The organism is Romboutsia sp. (genome assembly GCF_051659545.1).
Taxonomy (GTDB): domain Bacteria; phylum Bacillota; class Clostridia; order Peptostreptococcales; family Peptostreptococcaceae; genus JBOFOR01.
Genome location: NZ_JBOFOR010000001.1, coordinates 1 through 13,745, shown reverse-complemented (window position 1 = coordinate 13,745; position 13,745 = coordinate 1). Strand labels below are relative to the sequence as shown.

The 13,745-nt window shown below is 28.2% G+C and carries 17 protein-coding genes; 15 read left to right on the top strand and 2 right to left on the bottom strand.

The features are described from left to right. Positions 1 to 200 precede the first annotated feature (200 nt). Positions 201 to 1,481, bottom strand: a complete 1,281-nt coding sequence (locus tag ACRC03_RS00085; protein WP_438650501.1) for a dicarboxylate/amino acid:cation symporter — start codon at positions 1,479 to 1,481, stop codon at positions 201 to 203. Between the two features lie 290 nt (positions 1,482 to 1,771). Between ACRC03_RS00085 and ACRC03_RS00080 the strand changes: the two genes are divergently transcribed. Next, positions 1,772 to 2,434: a lytic transglycosylase domain-containing protein gene (locus ACRC03_RS00080; protein ID WP_438650500.1), complete on the top strand. Its 663-nt coding sequence runs from the start codon at positions 1,772 to 1,774 to the stop codon at positions 2,432 to 2,434. Between the two features lie 35 nt (positions 2,435 to 2,469). On the opposite strand, the gene ACRC03_RS00075 is transcribed toward ACRC03_RS00080, so the two are convergent. Next, complete coding sequence (locus tag ACRC03_RS00075) at positions 2,470 to 3,165, bottom strand: LytR/AlgR family response regulator transcription factor (protein WP_438650499.1); 696 nt, start codon at positions 3,163 to 3,165, stop codon at positions 2,470 to 2,472. 353 nt (positions 3,166 to 3,518) lie between these two features. On the opposite strand from ACRC03_RS00075, the gene ACRC03_RS00070 reads away from it, so the two are divergent. The 14 genes from ACRC03_RS00070 to fliB all read left to right on the top strand — a co-directional run bounded on the left by ACRC03_RS00070 (position 3,519) and on the right by fliB (position 13,493). Continuing rightward, complete coding sequence (locus ACRC03_RS00070) at positions 3,519 to 3,941, top strand: YaaR family protein (protein WP_438650498.1); 423 nt, start codon at positions 3,519 to 3,521, stop codon at positions 3,939 to 3,941. Between the two features lie 12 nt (positions 3,942 to 3,953). Then, positions 3,954 to 4,280 carry a FliM/FliN family flagellar motor switch protein gene (locus ACRC03_RS00065; protein WP_438650497.1) on the top strand — a complete coding sequence of 109 codons (327 nt, stop codon included), beginning with the start codon at positions 3,954 to 3,956 and terminating at the stop codon, positions 4,278 to 4,280. Positions 4,281 to 4,312: 32 nt separating this feature from the next. Next, positions 4,313 to 4,579 carry a flagellar biosynthesis anti-sigma factor FlgM gene (gene flgM / locus ACRC03_RS00060; RefSeq protein ID WP_438650496.1) on the top strand — a complete coding sequence of 89 codons (267 nt, stop codon included), beginning with the start codon at positions 4,313 to 4,315 and terminating at the stop codon, positions 4,577 to 4,579. Further along, on the top strand, positions 4,580 to 4,993 hold the full coding sequence (locus tag ACRC03_RS00055; RefSeq protein ID WP_438650495.1) for a flagellar protein FlgN: 414 nt from the start codon (positions 4,580 to 4,582) through the stop codon (positions 4,991 to 4,993). It begins immediately after the preceding gene. Between the two features lie 11 nt (positions 4,994 to 5,004). Next, on the top strand, positions 5,005 to 6,315 hold the full coding sequence (gene flgK, locus ACRC03_RS00050) for a flagellar hook-associated protein FlgK (RefSeq protein WP_438650494.1): 1,311 nt from the start codon (positions 5,005 to 5,007) through the stop codon (positions 6,313 to 6,315). Positions 6,316 to 6,329: 14 nt separating this feature from the next. Next, a complete protein-coding gene (locus tag ACRC03_RS00045; RefSeq protein ID WP_438650493.1) occupies positions 6,330 to 7,286 on the top strand; it encodes a flagellin N-terminal helical domain-containing protein in 957 nt (318 codons plus the stop codon). Positions 7,287 to 7,299: 13 nt separating this feature from the next. Beyond that, positions 7,300 to 7,698, top strand: coding sequence for a flagellar assembly protein FliW (gene fliW, locus ACRC03_RS00040; protein WP_438650492.1), 399 nt, complete (start codon positions 7,300 to 7,302; stop codon positions 7,696 to 7,698). Next, the gene (csrA, locus tag ACRC03_RS00035; protein WP_438650491.1) at positions 7,682 to 7,894 is read left to right on the top strand and encodes a carbon storage regulator CsrA; all 213 of its coding nucleotides are present in this window, start codon (positions 7,682 to 7,684) and stop codon (positions 7,892 to 7,894) included. Before fliW ends, csrA begins: the two co-directional genes overlap by 17 nt. 19 nt (positions 7,895 to 7,913) lie before the next feature. Beyond that, on the top strand, positions 7,914 to 8,297 hold the full coding sequence (gene fliS / locus ACRC03_RS00030; RefSeq protein WP_438650490.1) for a flagellar export chaperone FliS: 384 nt from the start codon (positions 7,914 to 7,916) through the stop codon (positions 8,295 to 8,297). A gap of 13 nt (positions 8,298 to 8,310) precedes the next feature. After that, positions 8,311 to 9,954 (top strand): flagellar filament capping protein FliD, encoded by a 1,644-nt coding sequence (gene fliD, locus ACRC03_RS00025; protein WP_438650489.1) that lies wholly within the window; start codon positions 8,311 to 8,313, stop codon positions 9,952 to 9,954. A gap of 17 nt (positions 9,955 to 9,971) precedes the next feature. Beyond that, entirely contained in the window at positions 9,972 to 10,292 is a 321-nt protein-coding gene (locus ACRC03_RS00020; protein WP_438650488.1) for a flagellar protein FliT, read from the top strand. Between the two features lie 108 nt (positions 10,293 to 10,400). Further along, positions 10,401 to 11,210, top strand: coding sequence for a flagellin N-terminal helical domain-containing protein (locus ACRC03_RS00015; protein WP_438650487.1), 810 nt, complete (start codon positions 10,401 to 10,403; stop codon positions 11,208 to 11,210). A 131-nt stretch (positions 11,211 to 11,341) separates the two neighbouring features. Next, positions 11,342 to 12,160 (top strand): flagellin N-terminal helical domain-containing protein, encoded by an 819-nt coding sequence (locus ACRC03_RS00010; protein ID WP_438650486.1) that lies wholly within the window; start codon positions 11,342 to 11,344, stop codon positions 12,158 to 12,160. A gap of 109 nt (positions 12,161 to 12,269) precedes the next feature. Beyond that, a complete protein-coding gene (gene fliB, locus ACRC03_RS00005; RefSeq protein ID WP_438650485.1) occupies positions 12,270 to 13,493 on the top strand; it encodes a flagellin lysine-N-methylase in 1,224 nt (407 codons plus the stop codon). Positions 13,494 to 13,745 lie beyond the last annotated feature (252 nt).

Genomic DNA, 13,745 nt, shown 5'->3' with positions numbered 1-13,745 from the left:
TTACAAGTATCTTTAAATGTATGACCTTCTCCTCTATATTCGAGTACTCTTTGTTTAAATTTTATATCATATGCCATATTATTTTTATTAACTACTTTATGAAATTTAATACTATTTTCTTAAAGTTATACTACTATATACAAAAAAAGAGTGCCTCATTAATGAAAGGTTCATTTTGAGACACCCACTTTGTTTATATTTTATGCATTTATAGCAACAAGCTCTCCTTCTTTTTTACCGTAGTACATAGATTTATCTAATTCCCCTTCACTATTACTTACCACTAAAGTACAAGCACAGTCTCCCATTACATTAACAGTAGTTCTAGCCATATCTAATAATCTGTCTACACCCATAATTAATCCAATGCCTTCTAAAGGAAGACCAACAGAAGTTAAAACCATAGATAAAGTAATCATACCAACACCAGGTACACCTGCAGTACCAACTGATGCTAAAGTAGCTGTTAGTATTATAGTTAAGAAGCTTCCTATAGTTAAATCTATACCGTATAGCTGAGCAATAAATATACAAGCAACACCTTGCATTATAGCAGTACCATCCATATTAATAGTAGCACCTAAAGGTAGAGTAAAAGATGCAACTGAATTATCTACACCTAAATCTTCCATAGTTTCTATAGTTACAGGTAAAGCTGCATTGCTTGAAGCTGTCGAGAAAGTTATAGCAGCAACATTTGCAAATTTTTTAAAGAATGGTTTAAGACTAAGTCTAGTAAATATCTTAATCATACCTGAATAAACTATAAGTACTTGTAACGCTAAAGCTAATAATACAGCAAACATGTATTTAATTAGTGAAAATATAGCTTCAAAACCAGTTGTAGCAAAAGTATTTGCGATTAATGCAAAAATACCATATGGAGCTAATAACATTATTAAGCTTACCATTTTCATACATATTTCATTAGCAGATTCAAAAAACTTTCTAACAGGGTCAGCTTTTTCACCAATCATACTCATAGATGTACCTAATAATAATGAGAACACTATTATTTGTAACATTTCTCCACTTGCTAATGCTTGAACAGGATTAGATGGAATCATAGCTAGTATAATATCTGTTAAAGATTGACTTTCACCTATTGTAGGCTTTGAAGTTATTAAACCTGACATGTCAAGTCCAGCACCTGGATTGATTAAAATACCTACAAGAAGAGCTAAACTTATAGCTATTGCAGTAGTTATTAAATAGAAGAATAAAGTTTTTCCGCCGATTCTACTTAATTTCTTTATATCACCCATAGAAGATGAACCACATACTAAAGATACAAATACTAATGGGACAACTAGCATTTTTATTGAACTTATAAATCCAGTACCTAATACTTTTAAAATTCCGTTTAGTAAAAGATCATCTTTTAAGGTACCACTTGGCATTCCTTTTATAATTAACCCGAATATAATCCCAATAAATATACCGATAAATATTTTGCTAGTAAGACCTAATTTTTTCTTCATGACATACTCCCCCTTATGATAAATAACGTCTCTTATTGAGTTGTATATTTATTATTTTTTATATAGGAATATAATAACATGTAGAAAAACAAAAATGCAAGTTAAGAAAATGTTAATTCGTAATAATATCTAAAAGATATAAAAATAGCCTTAAAAATAGTTAAAAATGAATGAATAAAAATAAACTATGCAGTTTAAAAAATAAAAGTTTGGGTAAGTCAGAGTTTTAAATTATAAATATATTAAAGAAATTATACTTTTGCCGTACAATAAACACGAGGTGATAAAAAATGATTGATAAAATACAACTATCACAATTAACATCAAATGTTCCTTTAGGTAATACTAGTAATTGTGATTGTAAAAATAGTAATAGCAATGCATTTGAAATGGTAATGATAAGTTTATTAAAAGCAGTAGTACAAACTAATATAAATAATAATGTAAATACTGATTTTTTAGATATTTATAATAATAATTCAAACTCAAATTTAGAAACTGAAAATACTATTATTAACACAAATAAAATACAATCTACCAATAAAGATCAGAGTATAAATGAAAGAATTGACAAAGCAGTAGCACAAAGTGCGAAAAAGTATGGAGTAGACGAAAATTTAATAAAATCAATAATAAAAGTTGAGTCAAACTTTAACCCTAATTGTGTATCAAAGTCTGGAGCAATGGGATTAATGCAATTGATGCCTGAAAATGTTAAACACTATGGAGTAAGTGATCCATTTAATATAGAACAAAATATAGATGGAGGAGCTAGGCATATAAAAGATTACTTAGATAAATACAATGGGAATGTAGAAATGGCTCTAATGGCATATAACGGAGGACCTACAAGAATGGCAAACAGAGGTGTAAAGTCTATGGATGATATTTACAAAATGCCTAAGGAAACTCAGAATTATGTACCTAAAGTAATGAAACACTATATGGCATAAATAAAAATCGCTTATTGCATAAATAAGCGATTTTTTTATAATAGATTAAGTATAATCAAAAGTTTGTGTTTTAATTCTTCAAACTTATTAGTGGCTACAGGAACTTCTTTAGAATTTACTATAACGTAGTATTTTCCAATTTTACTTAGCATTTTTAAATTTACAATGTAATTATTATGACATCTAAATAAAAAATTAGAGGATAAAATCTTCTCAATACAATTTATGTTGTAAGGAATCTGAAACATAGAATTATTAGTATAAACTATACATTCATTTCCAACAGATTCTATATAGACAATTGCCTTAGAAGATAATCCATTTAATAAATTAATATAAGTTTCGTCTATTCTAGGACTCAAGTCTTTAGCACAAGCTAACATCTCTTCTTCAAAACACTCGTACTTTAACGGTTGAAGCATATATGCAAAGTCTTTTAAAGCAAACCCATTTAACATAAAGTTAAGTATCTCAGGGATAAAAATAATTTGTATATTGCTATACAAAGATTTTATTTTATCATAGATAGTTAAGACTACGTTTTTATCAGTTAGTTCAACATATAAAAGTAAGATATCTATATGGTTAGGACGATTATTAAGTAGTTTATCTAAAGAACTAAATGTAGATAGGTCGTATTCAAAATCCTTATTAATTGAAAACTTAGCTAGGTATTTGCTTAATATCTTAGCTTGCTCAGTATTATCCCAACATATTGTTACATTAAACATAGACGTATCTCCTTAAAAAAATTGATAAATTGTAATATAGATATTGAAAATATTTAATATATAAAGTATCTATATAAGAGAGTATTAATCTAAAAGTTAAATACTATTCAATATATACAATTAATATCTTATTAAAATTATAGATAGATTTACTTATATTAACTATTGGGCAAAAGTATAGTTTTTTAATGGTAAAGTTTATGGTACTTAAGAGTACACCTTTACTACAAGTGTATACCCTGATTGGTGTACCTTTGACTACTTAAAACTAAAGCTAAATAAATATGACTTAAGTATTTTTAACTATTGTCGTATATATAACATATAAAAATACAAAATTTTAGAGGTCGAAAATGAAGGTAGGAAATGTAGGTATAGGTGCGAATTTAAGCATAGATAACAAAAATGTAAAAAGCAAACTGGATTTTAATGATAGCTTTAATCAAACAAATAGAGCTAAAACTAAAGAAGAACTAGATGCGTATATAAAAGAAATAAAAAAAACAGGTGAAAGACTAGTAGTAACTCAAGACTATACTGATGTACTAAAGTATAAACAAGCTATAAAAGGATACTTAAAATCAATAGTAGACTATGTATATACCTTAAACAAAAATGATAGTTTTTGGGATAGTAATCATTTCACAACTGTAAAAACAGTAAATGAAAAGCTAGACGAATTGACGAAGTCACTACTTTATGATGAAAAAGAAAACCTTGACGTTGCAGCTCAAATAGACGAAATAAATGGGCTTTTAATAGATATATATGTGTAAGGAGAAGAACAGATGAAAGAAATTAAAACTACGGATAAAATCTACGATATAGAATTTGAACAGCTAGTTGAAGGAGAAAAAGTACCTGTAAATACGAGTGAAGAAATAATGAATGCTAAAGTTGAAGTAACAGTATCTATGGGAGCAACAAGACAAAAAATAGATAAAATAATAAATCTAAAAGTTGGAGATGTAATATCATTAAATAAACACGTAGAAGAAGAGCTAGACATAAATGTAAACGGACAGCCATTGGCAAGTGGAGAAAGTTTAATCATAGAAAATAAATTAGCAGTAAGATTATCTAAGGTTAAGCATGTAGAAGAAGATATTTTATAATTATTAATCTAAATTTGTAAGGAGGTAAAGTTATGAATATAGATAAAGTGAATTTAAGTAATATACAAAATGTATATAAGTCTAAAAAAATAGAACAAAACCCCATAAAAGAAAAAAGGGCTGATAGTGTGGAAATTTCAGATTTAGGAAAGCATTTAAATCAAATAAATTCGGACAAAGAGAATATCAATATGGATAAAATAAATGAATTAAAACAAAGAATAGAAAATGGAACCTACCAAGTGAATTCTAGAGAGCTAGCTAAAAAAATAATAGAGAATATAAGGAGAGAAAAGTAATTGAATCCAGAATTGAAGATAGTGATTTATGAAGAAAAAAATATACTAAAAAAAATGTTGAGCTTGCTTGATGAACAGTATGAATATGTGATTAATAAAGAAGTGTTGAAGATGGATAAGATAGTTAAGGATTTAGATGATGTGGCTAAGGAACTTGCAACTACAGAGATAAAAAGAAGAAGCATAATGGGTAGTGAAGCAAGTATAAGTGAGCTTGTGGAAGGCTCTAATGATGAGAAGATTAAGGCTGTTTATGAAGAGATAAAAAGTACTTTGAAGATGATAGAGATTCAAAAGGAAGCAAATGGAATGCTTATAAAGCAGAGGTTGTTTTTTACTAAGAAGATGATTAATTGTATAAAACCAAGTCAAGGTTTAAGCACTTACAATGCCAATGGGCAAGTAGGTAGATAGGAGGAATAGTAATGGCGGGATTATTAGGTAGTTTACATGCAGCAAAATCGGGAATGACTGTGAGTCAGACTGCAATACAGACGACATCACATAATATTAATAATATGAATACTCCTGGGTATAGTAGACAGAGGGTTGAGCAAAGCGCTAAAAGTGCGTATAGTTATCCAGGGTATAACAGTAGTATGGGTGCTGGTCAGTTAGGAACTGGGGTTGAGGCTACTGATATTATTAGGATGAGGAATACTTTTTATGATTTTCAGTTTAGAAGTGAGAGTCATAACTATGGTGAGATAGGGGTTAAATATGAGCATTATACTACAATGGAGAAAATTTTCAATGAACCTTCAGACACATCTATATCAGCATCTATAAATAACTTCTTTTCAAGTTGGCAAGAACTTTCTAAAAATCCTAATGATAGTGGAGCTAGAGATATAGTAATACAAAATAGTAAGTTTCTAGCTAATAATATTAGTAAGGTAAAAGAAAAACTAGAGCAATTAGGTACTCAAGCAGAGAAAAAGTTAAATGAAGATATTGAAGATATAAATGGAATGTTAAAACAGTTAGAAGATCTAGATAAGCATATAAAAATAGTTGAAGGTAGTGGTAAAACACCGAACGACTTATTAGATCAAAGAGATAAAATAATTGATGACTTAAGTTTTAAACTAAACTTAAATGATGATAAGGTAAAAGATGCTTTAAAAGATGGTAAATTAGAACTTAACGAAATAATGGATAAAGATGCTGATGGAAAAATTAATATAAAATTAAATACATCAGGAGAAATACAAGGTTCTTTAGATATGATTAATAAAGTTAATGAGTATGAAAATGAGATAAATAAATTAGCTGAAGTGATATCAAAAACTGTAAATGATACACTAAAAGCACCAGATGGTAGCAAAATAGAATTGTTTGTATATAACAAAGATAAAAATCCAGTACTTCAAGTAAATGAAGATATAATAAATGATCCTAAAATACTATCAGTGACAGCAGACGTAGCACAAGGAATGTACAAATTAAAAGATAAAAAGGTAACTATAGATGGCGAAGAAATAACGATAAATAATTTTTATAACAACATAGTTCAAAAACTAGGAAATGAAACACAAGAAGTAATAAGAAATGAAAAAAACCAAAGCAAAATACTTAAAGACATAGATAATTCAAGGTTAAATGTATCAGGAGTGTCACTTGATGAAGAGATGGTAAATCTTGTACAATTTCAACATGCATATAATGCAAGTGCTAAAGTTATATCAACTATAGACTCATTATTAGATGTAGTAATAAATGGTCTAAAAAGATAATTAAGGAGGTAAATATGAGAATAACTAATACTTCAATGATAAGAAATCATATGTATGATACACAAGAAAATTTAACAAGAATGAGTAAAATAAATGAACAAATTGCTTCAAGTAAAATGATAAATAGAGTATCAGACGATCCGCATAAAGCTATAAAAATAATGAATTTAAATAATGAAATAAAATACACTGAAAAGTATAACTACAATATAGATGAAACAGTAGGCTGGATGAATAATACAGATTCATCACTTGAACAAGTTGGAGGAGTGCTTAATGATATAAAAGAGTCTATATTAAAAGTAGGAAATGGTACATACTCAGAAAATGAAATGAAAGCAATACAAGCTGAAATGAATGAAAAAATAAAAGAACTTGGAGAATCATTAAATACAAGTCATGGTGGAAGATATATGTTTGGAGGTACCAATGTAGATGAACCACCAGTAATAATAGAAGAAAAAGATGGAATAGTTACATTATCATTAAACCCAAAATCAAATTCACAAGATTTAAAGGCAGATATATCAGATGGAATAACTGTAGATTATAATACTTCTGCAGATGAGATATTTAATGTTAAAAGAGATAAAGACGGTAACATCACTGATGGAGGATTCCTTAATGATATAAATAATATATCAAAACGTATGAACGATATAGCTAGTGGAAAAGATGTTGAAAATAACAAAAAAGAACTATTAGGAACTACAAAAGAAAATTTAGATAAATTCTTTAATCACAGTGTAGATACAAGAACATCTTTTGGAGTAAGGGTATCTACAGCAGAAAAAGTAAAAGAACTTAATGATGAAAATATATTAAATATGAAAGGTGTATTATCACTTGACCAAGATGTTGACCAAGTTCAAAAATTCATAGAATTAAAATCTGCAGAAATGATATATCAAGCATCTATTCAAGTAGGTACAAAATTAATACAACCGACAATTATGGATTATTTAAGATAATCAGGAGGACAATATGGAAATAACATTTGAAAAAGGAATCCCAGGATTTGAAGCATATAAAAAGTTCACAATGAGTAATGTAGAAGAAAATCCTAAATTGAAAATGATTACATCTACAGATGATGCACACATTGGATTTCTATCGATATCACCTTTTGATATTAAAAAAGACTATGAAATAGATTTAAATAATGAAATAGTAAAAGAATTGCAAATAGAAAAAGAAGAAGATGTATTAGTATTAAACTTAATAACATTAGGAAAAAGTTTAGAAACTAGTACTGTAAATTTAAAAGCTCCTGTTATAATAAATATAATAAACAATAAAGGTAGACAATTAATACTTCAAGATGACAAGTATAAAATAAAGGAACCTTTAGTAGGGAGTGAAAAGCATGTTAGTTATTACTAGAAAAAAAGGAGAATCTCTATTAATAGGAGAGGACATAGAAATAAAGATAGTAAAAGTAGAAGATGGAAGTGTAAAGATAGGTATAGAAGCACCTAAAGATAAAGTGATACTTAGAAAAGAAGTATATGAAAATGTAAAACAAGAAAACTCTGAAGCTATAATAAGTGCTGATGAAATACTAAAGTTATTTAAGTAATTAAATGAGGGAGAAAGTTATGAACGCAACAAACCCGTACAATACATATAAACAAAATTCAGTAAACACAGCATCTAAATCACAATTATTATTGATGTTATTAGATGGAGCTGTGAAATATACTAAAATAGCTAGAATGGCTATTTTAGAAAAAGATATAGCTAGAGCGCATAAGGAGTTAGTTAGAGTTCAAGATATATTTTTAGAATTAATGATAACCATGGATAAAAGTGCAGGTAGTTATATGGAAGATATGTACAACCTGTATGATTTTATAAAAAGTGAACTTAGTAGAGCAAATATAAGAAAGGATGTACAGATAATTGATAATGTACTTCCACTGATAGAAGAAGTTAGAGATTTATGGCATGAGGTTGATAGAAAAATAAAAACTAGTAAATAAGGGGGAATGACTTATGTCTAGTGTAAGTGGGATAAGACTACCAGGTTTGGCTACAGGTATGGATACTGAAGCTATGGTAAAAGAAATGCTTACAGGTGAGCAAAATAAGATAGACAAGGTAAAGCAAAAAGAGCAGACAGTAAAGTGGCAACAAGAGATATACAGAGAGGTAATTAAAGATATAAATGGATTTCAAGATAAGTATTTTTCTTTATCGTCTAAGAATTCAATATTAAATAGTAGTGCTTGGAACACATTAACTGTAAATAGTTCGAATTCTAATATAATAACAGCTACGGGAACTGCTGGAGCTAATAGTGTAAATTATAAATTTGAGATTGGTAAATTAGCTCAACCTGCAAGAGCAACTTCAAGTGTAGAAATTAGTAATGGTAGTAAAACCAGTTTAAAAGAATTAGGTTTACCATCTGAAGGTAAGTTTAAAATAGAGCTTGGAACTGATGAAAAAGGTGAAACTATATACTCTAAAGAGATAACTATAATGTCAGAGGCTACTTACAAAAAAGGTAATGGAGACGCTATTATAAACCCAGAAGGTGGTTTTAAAGACGAAGATGGAAATAAAGTTGATGAAAATGGATTTCTATTAGATGAAAAAAATGAGAAAATAGTTGAATTTGAAGCGGATACAATAGATAGTTTAGTAAAAAAAATAAATGATGTTTCAGAGGGAAAAGTAAAAGCATCATATAGTGATATGACAGGTAAATTTACTATTGAATCAAGCAAAACTGGTGCAAGTAGTGGATTTAAGATTGTAGGTACAGATGGAAATGATAGTGATGTACTTGACTTTTTAGGATTACAAGGAAACTCAAAAAGTAATAAATTTATGGGAAGTAATGCAGAAATAAAAGTTGAGTCAAAAGATGGTTCATTTTCTAAAGTTTTAAATGAAGAAATCAATTCCTTTACTATTGATGGAATAAAATATGATATTCATGCAGTTGGAACTTCAGAAATAACATCTAAACAAGATGTACAACCTGTAATAGATAATATGAAGTCCTTTGTTGAAGACTACAATAAAATAATAGATAAAATGTATGACATGATAACTCAAAAGCAAAATAGAGACTATCCTCCATTAACTGAAGCTCAAAAGAAAGATATGTCTAAAGAAGAAATAGAATCATGGGAAAAGAAAGCAAAAGTAGGATTACTTAGAAATGATTCTGAAATGAGACGATTTATGGATGATATGCAAAAAGCTATATTTGGTGATAATATGTCCATTTTAAATGAAACTGGATTAACTTCTCATGAAGATTACACTAAAAAAGGTCAGATAGCTTTAGATGAAGATAAGTTTAGAAAAGCTCTAGAAAGTGATACTGATAAAGTGTATGAAATGTTTGCAAAAGATAGTTCTAGTGTTATGGAAAGTATGAAAAGTACTATGAATAAATACGTTGGTGGATCATCATCTGTATTTGCTAAGAAAGCTGGATTAGAAAAAACAGCTTCTGCTGCTAATAACTTTTATTCTGAGCAATTAAAAAGACAAGCTGAAACTATTAAAATGCTTCAAAGGAAGATGTCTAATAAAGAAAATGATTTATACAAAAAGTTTGGATCATTAGAAGCTAGTATGAACAAACTTAATTCTCAGATGAATTACTTTGCACAAATGTAAGGTGGGCGTATAAAATAATGGCAGAATATGAAAAAAATTATAAAGAAATATCTTTAGGTATAATTAAAGCTATAGAAAATGAAAATATAGATATTTTAGAAGAACTTTTTAATAAAAGGCAGCTTATACTAGAACAAGAGAGAAACTCAGAGACATTTAAAAAAAAATTGATAGATGATGGTGTATTAGATATAGATAAAGAAATTAAAACTTTGTTAAGTAACAACCTAGAGAAAGTTAAGCAAGAAATAAAAGAATACAAGTTATCTAAAAATGCTAGTAATTTATACATAAATTTTAATAAAGACAAATTAAATATTTTTAATGAAAAGGTATAAAGTTTTATAAATATATACCGAATTATAACATTGTAAGTAATACTTAGCCGAGTATTACTTACAAAAATAAGACATGGATGTCATTAAAAAACTAAGGAGGGTAATATTATGAGAATAAACACTAATATGAATGCTATGATAGCAACTAATCAAATGTCAAAGAACACTGCATTATCAGGGAACTCTATGGAAAAATTATCTACAGGATTAAGAATAACTAAAGCTGGAGATGATGCAGCAGGAATGGCTATATCTGAGAAAATGAGATCTCAAATAAGAGGTATGGAACAAGCTGATAGAAACGTACAAGATGGTATATCTATGATACAAACAGCAGAAGGAGCTTTAGAAGAAGCTGGAAATATAGTACAAAGAATGAGAGAACTTGGAGTTCAAGCAGGGAATGAAACACTATCGACTACAGATAGAGCTAAAGTAAAAGCTGAACTAGATGAATTAGCAGCTGAAATAGGAAAAATAGCTGATGAAACTAAATTCAATGGTAAAGAGCTATTAAAAGCAGATTCAACTGTGAAAATACAAGCAGGAGCGACAGAAGAAGAAAGAACAATAACACTTAAAGGATTAACTGCTACATATACTGAGTTAGCGGGGGCAACAGGTGTGGCAGATAAAGCAGGATCAAAAACATTAATAGATGCAGCAGATAAAGCTTTAGAAACTATAAATACATCAAGATCCACATTAGGAGCTTCTCAAAATAGATTAGAGTATACTTCTTCAAACTTAACAACATCAACAGAAAATTTAAGCTCAGCAGAATCTAGAATAAGAGATGTGGATGTTGCTAAAGAAATGGTTAAATTGTCCAAATTAAATATATTAAATCAAGCATCTCAAGCTATGGTTGGGCAAGCTAAACAACAACCTGAAAGTGTAACTCAATTATTAAGATAATTTTACATTTTGATTAACAGAAATGAATTAATATTAAAAAAGAGTATTAAGTTAGATTAAGTACTTAAAAAATGAAATATAATAAAAAAACACAGACATGGATGTCGTAAAAAACTAAGGAGGGTATCAATATGAGAATAAACACAAATATGAATGCTATGATAGCAACTAATCAAATGTCAAAGAATACTGCATTATCAGGAAACTCAATGGAAAAATTATCTACAGGATTAAGAATAACTAAAGCTGGAGATGATGCAGCAGGAATGGCTATATCTGAGAAAATGAGATCTCAAATAAGAGGTATGGAACAAGCTGATAGAAACGTACAAGATGGTATATCAATGGTTCAAACAGCAGAAGGCGCTTTAGAAGAAGCTGGAAATATAGTACAAAGAATGAGAGAACTTGGAGTTCAATCTGGAAATGAAACTTTATCAACTACAGACAGAGCGAAGGTAAAAGCTGAATTAGACGAGTTACAAGGAGAAATAGAACAGATAGCTAAAGAAACTAAGTTCAACGGTAAAGATCTTTTAACTACAACAGGATCTGCTGCTAAGGTTAAAATACAAGCAGGGGCAACTGCAGAAGAAAGAGAAATAAAACTTACGGATCTAGAAGGTATAGCAGGTACTTTAAAAACAAAGGTAGATGTAACTGATAGAGATAAAGCTAAAGAGCTAGTTGGAGCTGCAGATACTGCTTTAGAAGCTATAAACACAGGTAGAGCTACGTTAGGAGCATCTCAAAATAGATTAGAGTATACTTCTTCAAATTTAACAACATCAACAGAAAACTTAAGTGCAGCAGAATCTAGAATAAGAGATGTAGATGTTGCTAAAGAAATGGTTAAATTATCTAAGTTAAATATATTAAATCAAGCATCTCAAGCTATGGTTGGTCAAGCTAAGCAACAGCCAGAATCTGTAACACAATTATTAAGATAATTAAAATACAAAGAGTAAGGCATATGCTTTACTCTTTTGTTTATTGAAAAATATAAGTTAATAAAATTTATTAATTTATATTTTTTAATAAAGTATGTAGGAGGATAAAATGGAGAAATGTAAAGTTCTAGTTCCAGAATATTATAATGAATTTAAATGTATCGGAAATAAGTGTGAAGACCATTGCTGTAAAGGATGGTCAATAACTATAGACAAAGATACATATATGAAGTATAAAAAAACTAAAAATGTAGAATTTAGAAATAAATTAAACAATAGTATAAATAGAAACAGAAAGTCAGGATCTGAAAGTAGTTATGGAAAGATAAAATTAATAGATGATGTATGTCCTATGTTTTCAGAAGAAGGACTATGTGAAGTGTACATTAATTTAGGTCCTGATAATATGTGCAACACTTGTAAAACTTACCCGAGAACTTATAACAAAGTTGATGATATCATAGAAAAATCATTAACTTTGTCTTGTATTGAAGTTGCAAAAAAAGCACTACTAAAAGAGAGTGGAATAGAATTTAATTTAGATTTAGATGAAACAGAGGATATTAGAATATCTAAAAGTATAAAAGTAGAAAAATCAAAAAAGCTTGAAGAAAAATACTTTAATGAGCTTAGAGTATTTTGTATTAGTTTAATACAAAATAGAAAATATACAATAGAAGAAAGATTAGCTATACTAGGATTATTTTTTAATCATATAAACAATAACAAAGAAGAAAATAATCTAATTACTGACTCTATAGATAGCTATACAAGAAATATTGAAAATGGAGTATATAGTGGATTATTGAATAAATTTGATTTGGAAAATAAAGTAGATGCTCAATTAGAGTTTTTGACAAGTACATTTGCGAAATTAATTAATAATAATAAAATAACTAATGAAAGATATAGAAATAATCTAAAAAATATAATAGATACATTAAAACTAAATGATGGAGATGTAGAAGATACTAAAACTAAATTTATAGAAGCTTATGATAAATATTACAAAACTTTTATAAGAAATAAGGAGTATATACTTGAAAATTATTTAGTGAATTATATGTTTTCTAATTTATTTCCTTTAAGTGAGATGTATTTACTAGATACATATTTAAATATGATGGTTCAATTCTCAATCCTTAAAATGAATATTATAGGAGTTTGTGCTCATTATAAAGAAGATATGGATATTGATAAACTATTAGTTCTTATACAAAGCTTTACTATGTCTTTAGGACATGATAGATTCTTAGTTAGTAATATACATAAGCACTTAATTGATAACAACTTAAATACAGTAGCTCATATAATGATTCTTATGGGACGATAAGTAACAAATCAAGTCACTACGTTCCTTGGCAAAAACCCGGCAGGTTGTGCAAAAATCAACTTTTAATGCTTTAATTTTGAGCTAAATTGTAAAATATATAATCTAGCTCAATCTTTAATCTATATAAAATAGCACAAAGAGATGCTATTATCTCTTTAACCCCTAAGATATTTATTACTCTTTTTAAATTGTAGCTAAAAAAGGCAAGACTAACTTAACCCTTGACTTTTTCTAAATTTCTAAGAAGTAAAT

Bases quoted from the DNA above. Each gene is read 5' to 3' on its own strand.
- ACRC03_RS00085 (WP_438650501.1), bottom strand. From the start codon at position 1,481: ATGAAGAAAAAATTAGGTCTTACTAGCAAAATATTTATCGGTATATTT.
- ACRC03_RS00080 (WP_438650500.1), top strand. From the start codon at position 1,772: ATGATTGATAAAATACAACTATCACAATTAACATCAAATGTTCCTTTA.
- ACRC03_RS00075 (WP_438650499.1), bottom strand. From the start codon at position 3,165: ATGTTTAATGTAACAATATGTTGGGATAATACTGAGCAAGCTAAGATA.
- ACRC03_RS00070 (WP_438650498.1), top strand. From the start codon at position 3,519: ATGAAGGTAGGAAATGTAGGTATAGGTGCGAATTTAAGCATAGATAAC.
- ACRC03_RS00065 (WP_438650497.1), top strand. From the start codon at position 3,954: ATGAAAGAAATTAAAACTACGGATAAAATCTACGATATAGAATTTGAA.
- flgM (WP_438650496.1), top strand. From the start codon at position 4,313: ATGAATATAGATAAAGTGAATTTAAGTAATATACAAAATGTATATAAG.
- flgK (WP_438650494.1), top strand. From the start codon at position 5,005: ATGGCGGGATTATTAGGTAGTTTACATGCAGCAAAATCGGGAATGACT.
- ACRC03_RS00045 (WP_438650493.1), top strand. From the start codon at position 6,330: ATGAGAATAACTAATACTTCAATGATAAGAAATCATATGTATGATACA.
- fliW (WP_438650492.1), top strand. From the start codon at position 7,300: ATGGAAATAACATTTGAAAAAGGAATCCCAGGATTTGAAGCATATAAA.
- csrA (WP_438650491.1), top strand. From the start codon at position 7,682: ATGTTAGTTATTACTAGAAAAAAAGGAGAATCTCTATTAATAGGAGAG.
- fliS (WP_438650490.1), top strand. From the start codon at position 7,914: ATGAACGCAACAAACCCGTACAATACATATAAACAAAATTCAGTAAAC.
- fliD (WP_438650489.1), top strand. From the start codon at position 8,311: ATGTCTAGTGTAAGTGGGATAAGACTACCAGGTTTGGCTACAGGTATG.
- ACRC03_RS00020 (WP_438650488.1), top strand. From the start codon at position 9,972: ATGGCAGAATATGAAAAAAATTATAAAGAAATATCTTTAGGTATAATT.
- ACRC03_RS00015 (WP_438650487.1), top strand. From the start codon at position 10,401: ATGAGAATAAACACTAATATGAATGCTATGATAGCAACTAATCAAATG.
- ACRC03_RS00010 (WP_438650486.1), top strand. From the start codon at position 11,342: ATGAGAATAAACACAAATATGAATGCTATGATAGCAACTAATCAAATG.
- fliB (WP_438650485.1), top strand. From the start codon at position 12,270: ATGGAGAAATGTAAAGTTCTAGTTCCAGAATATTATAATGAATTTAAA.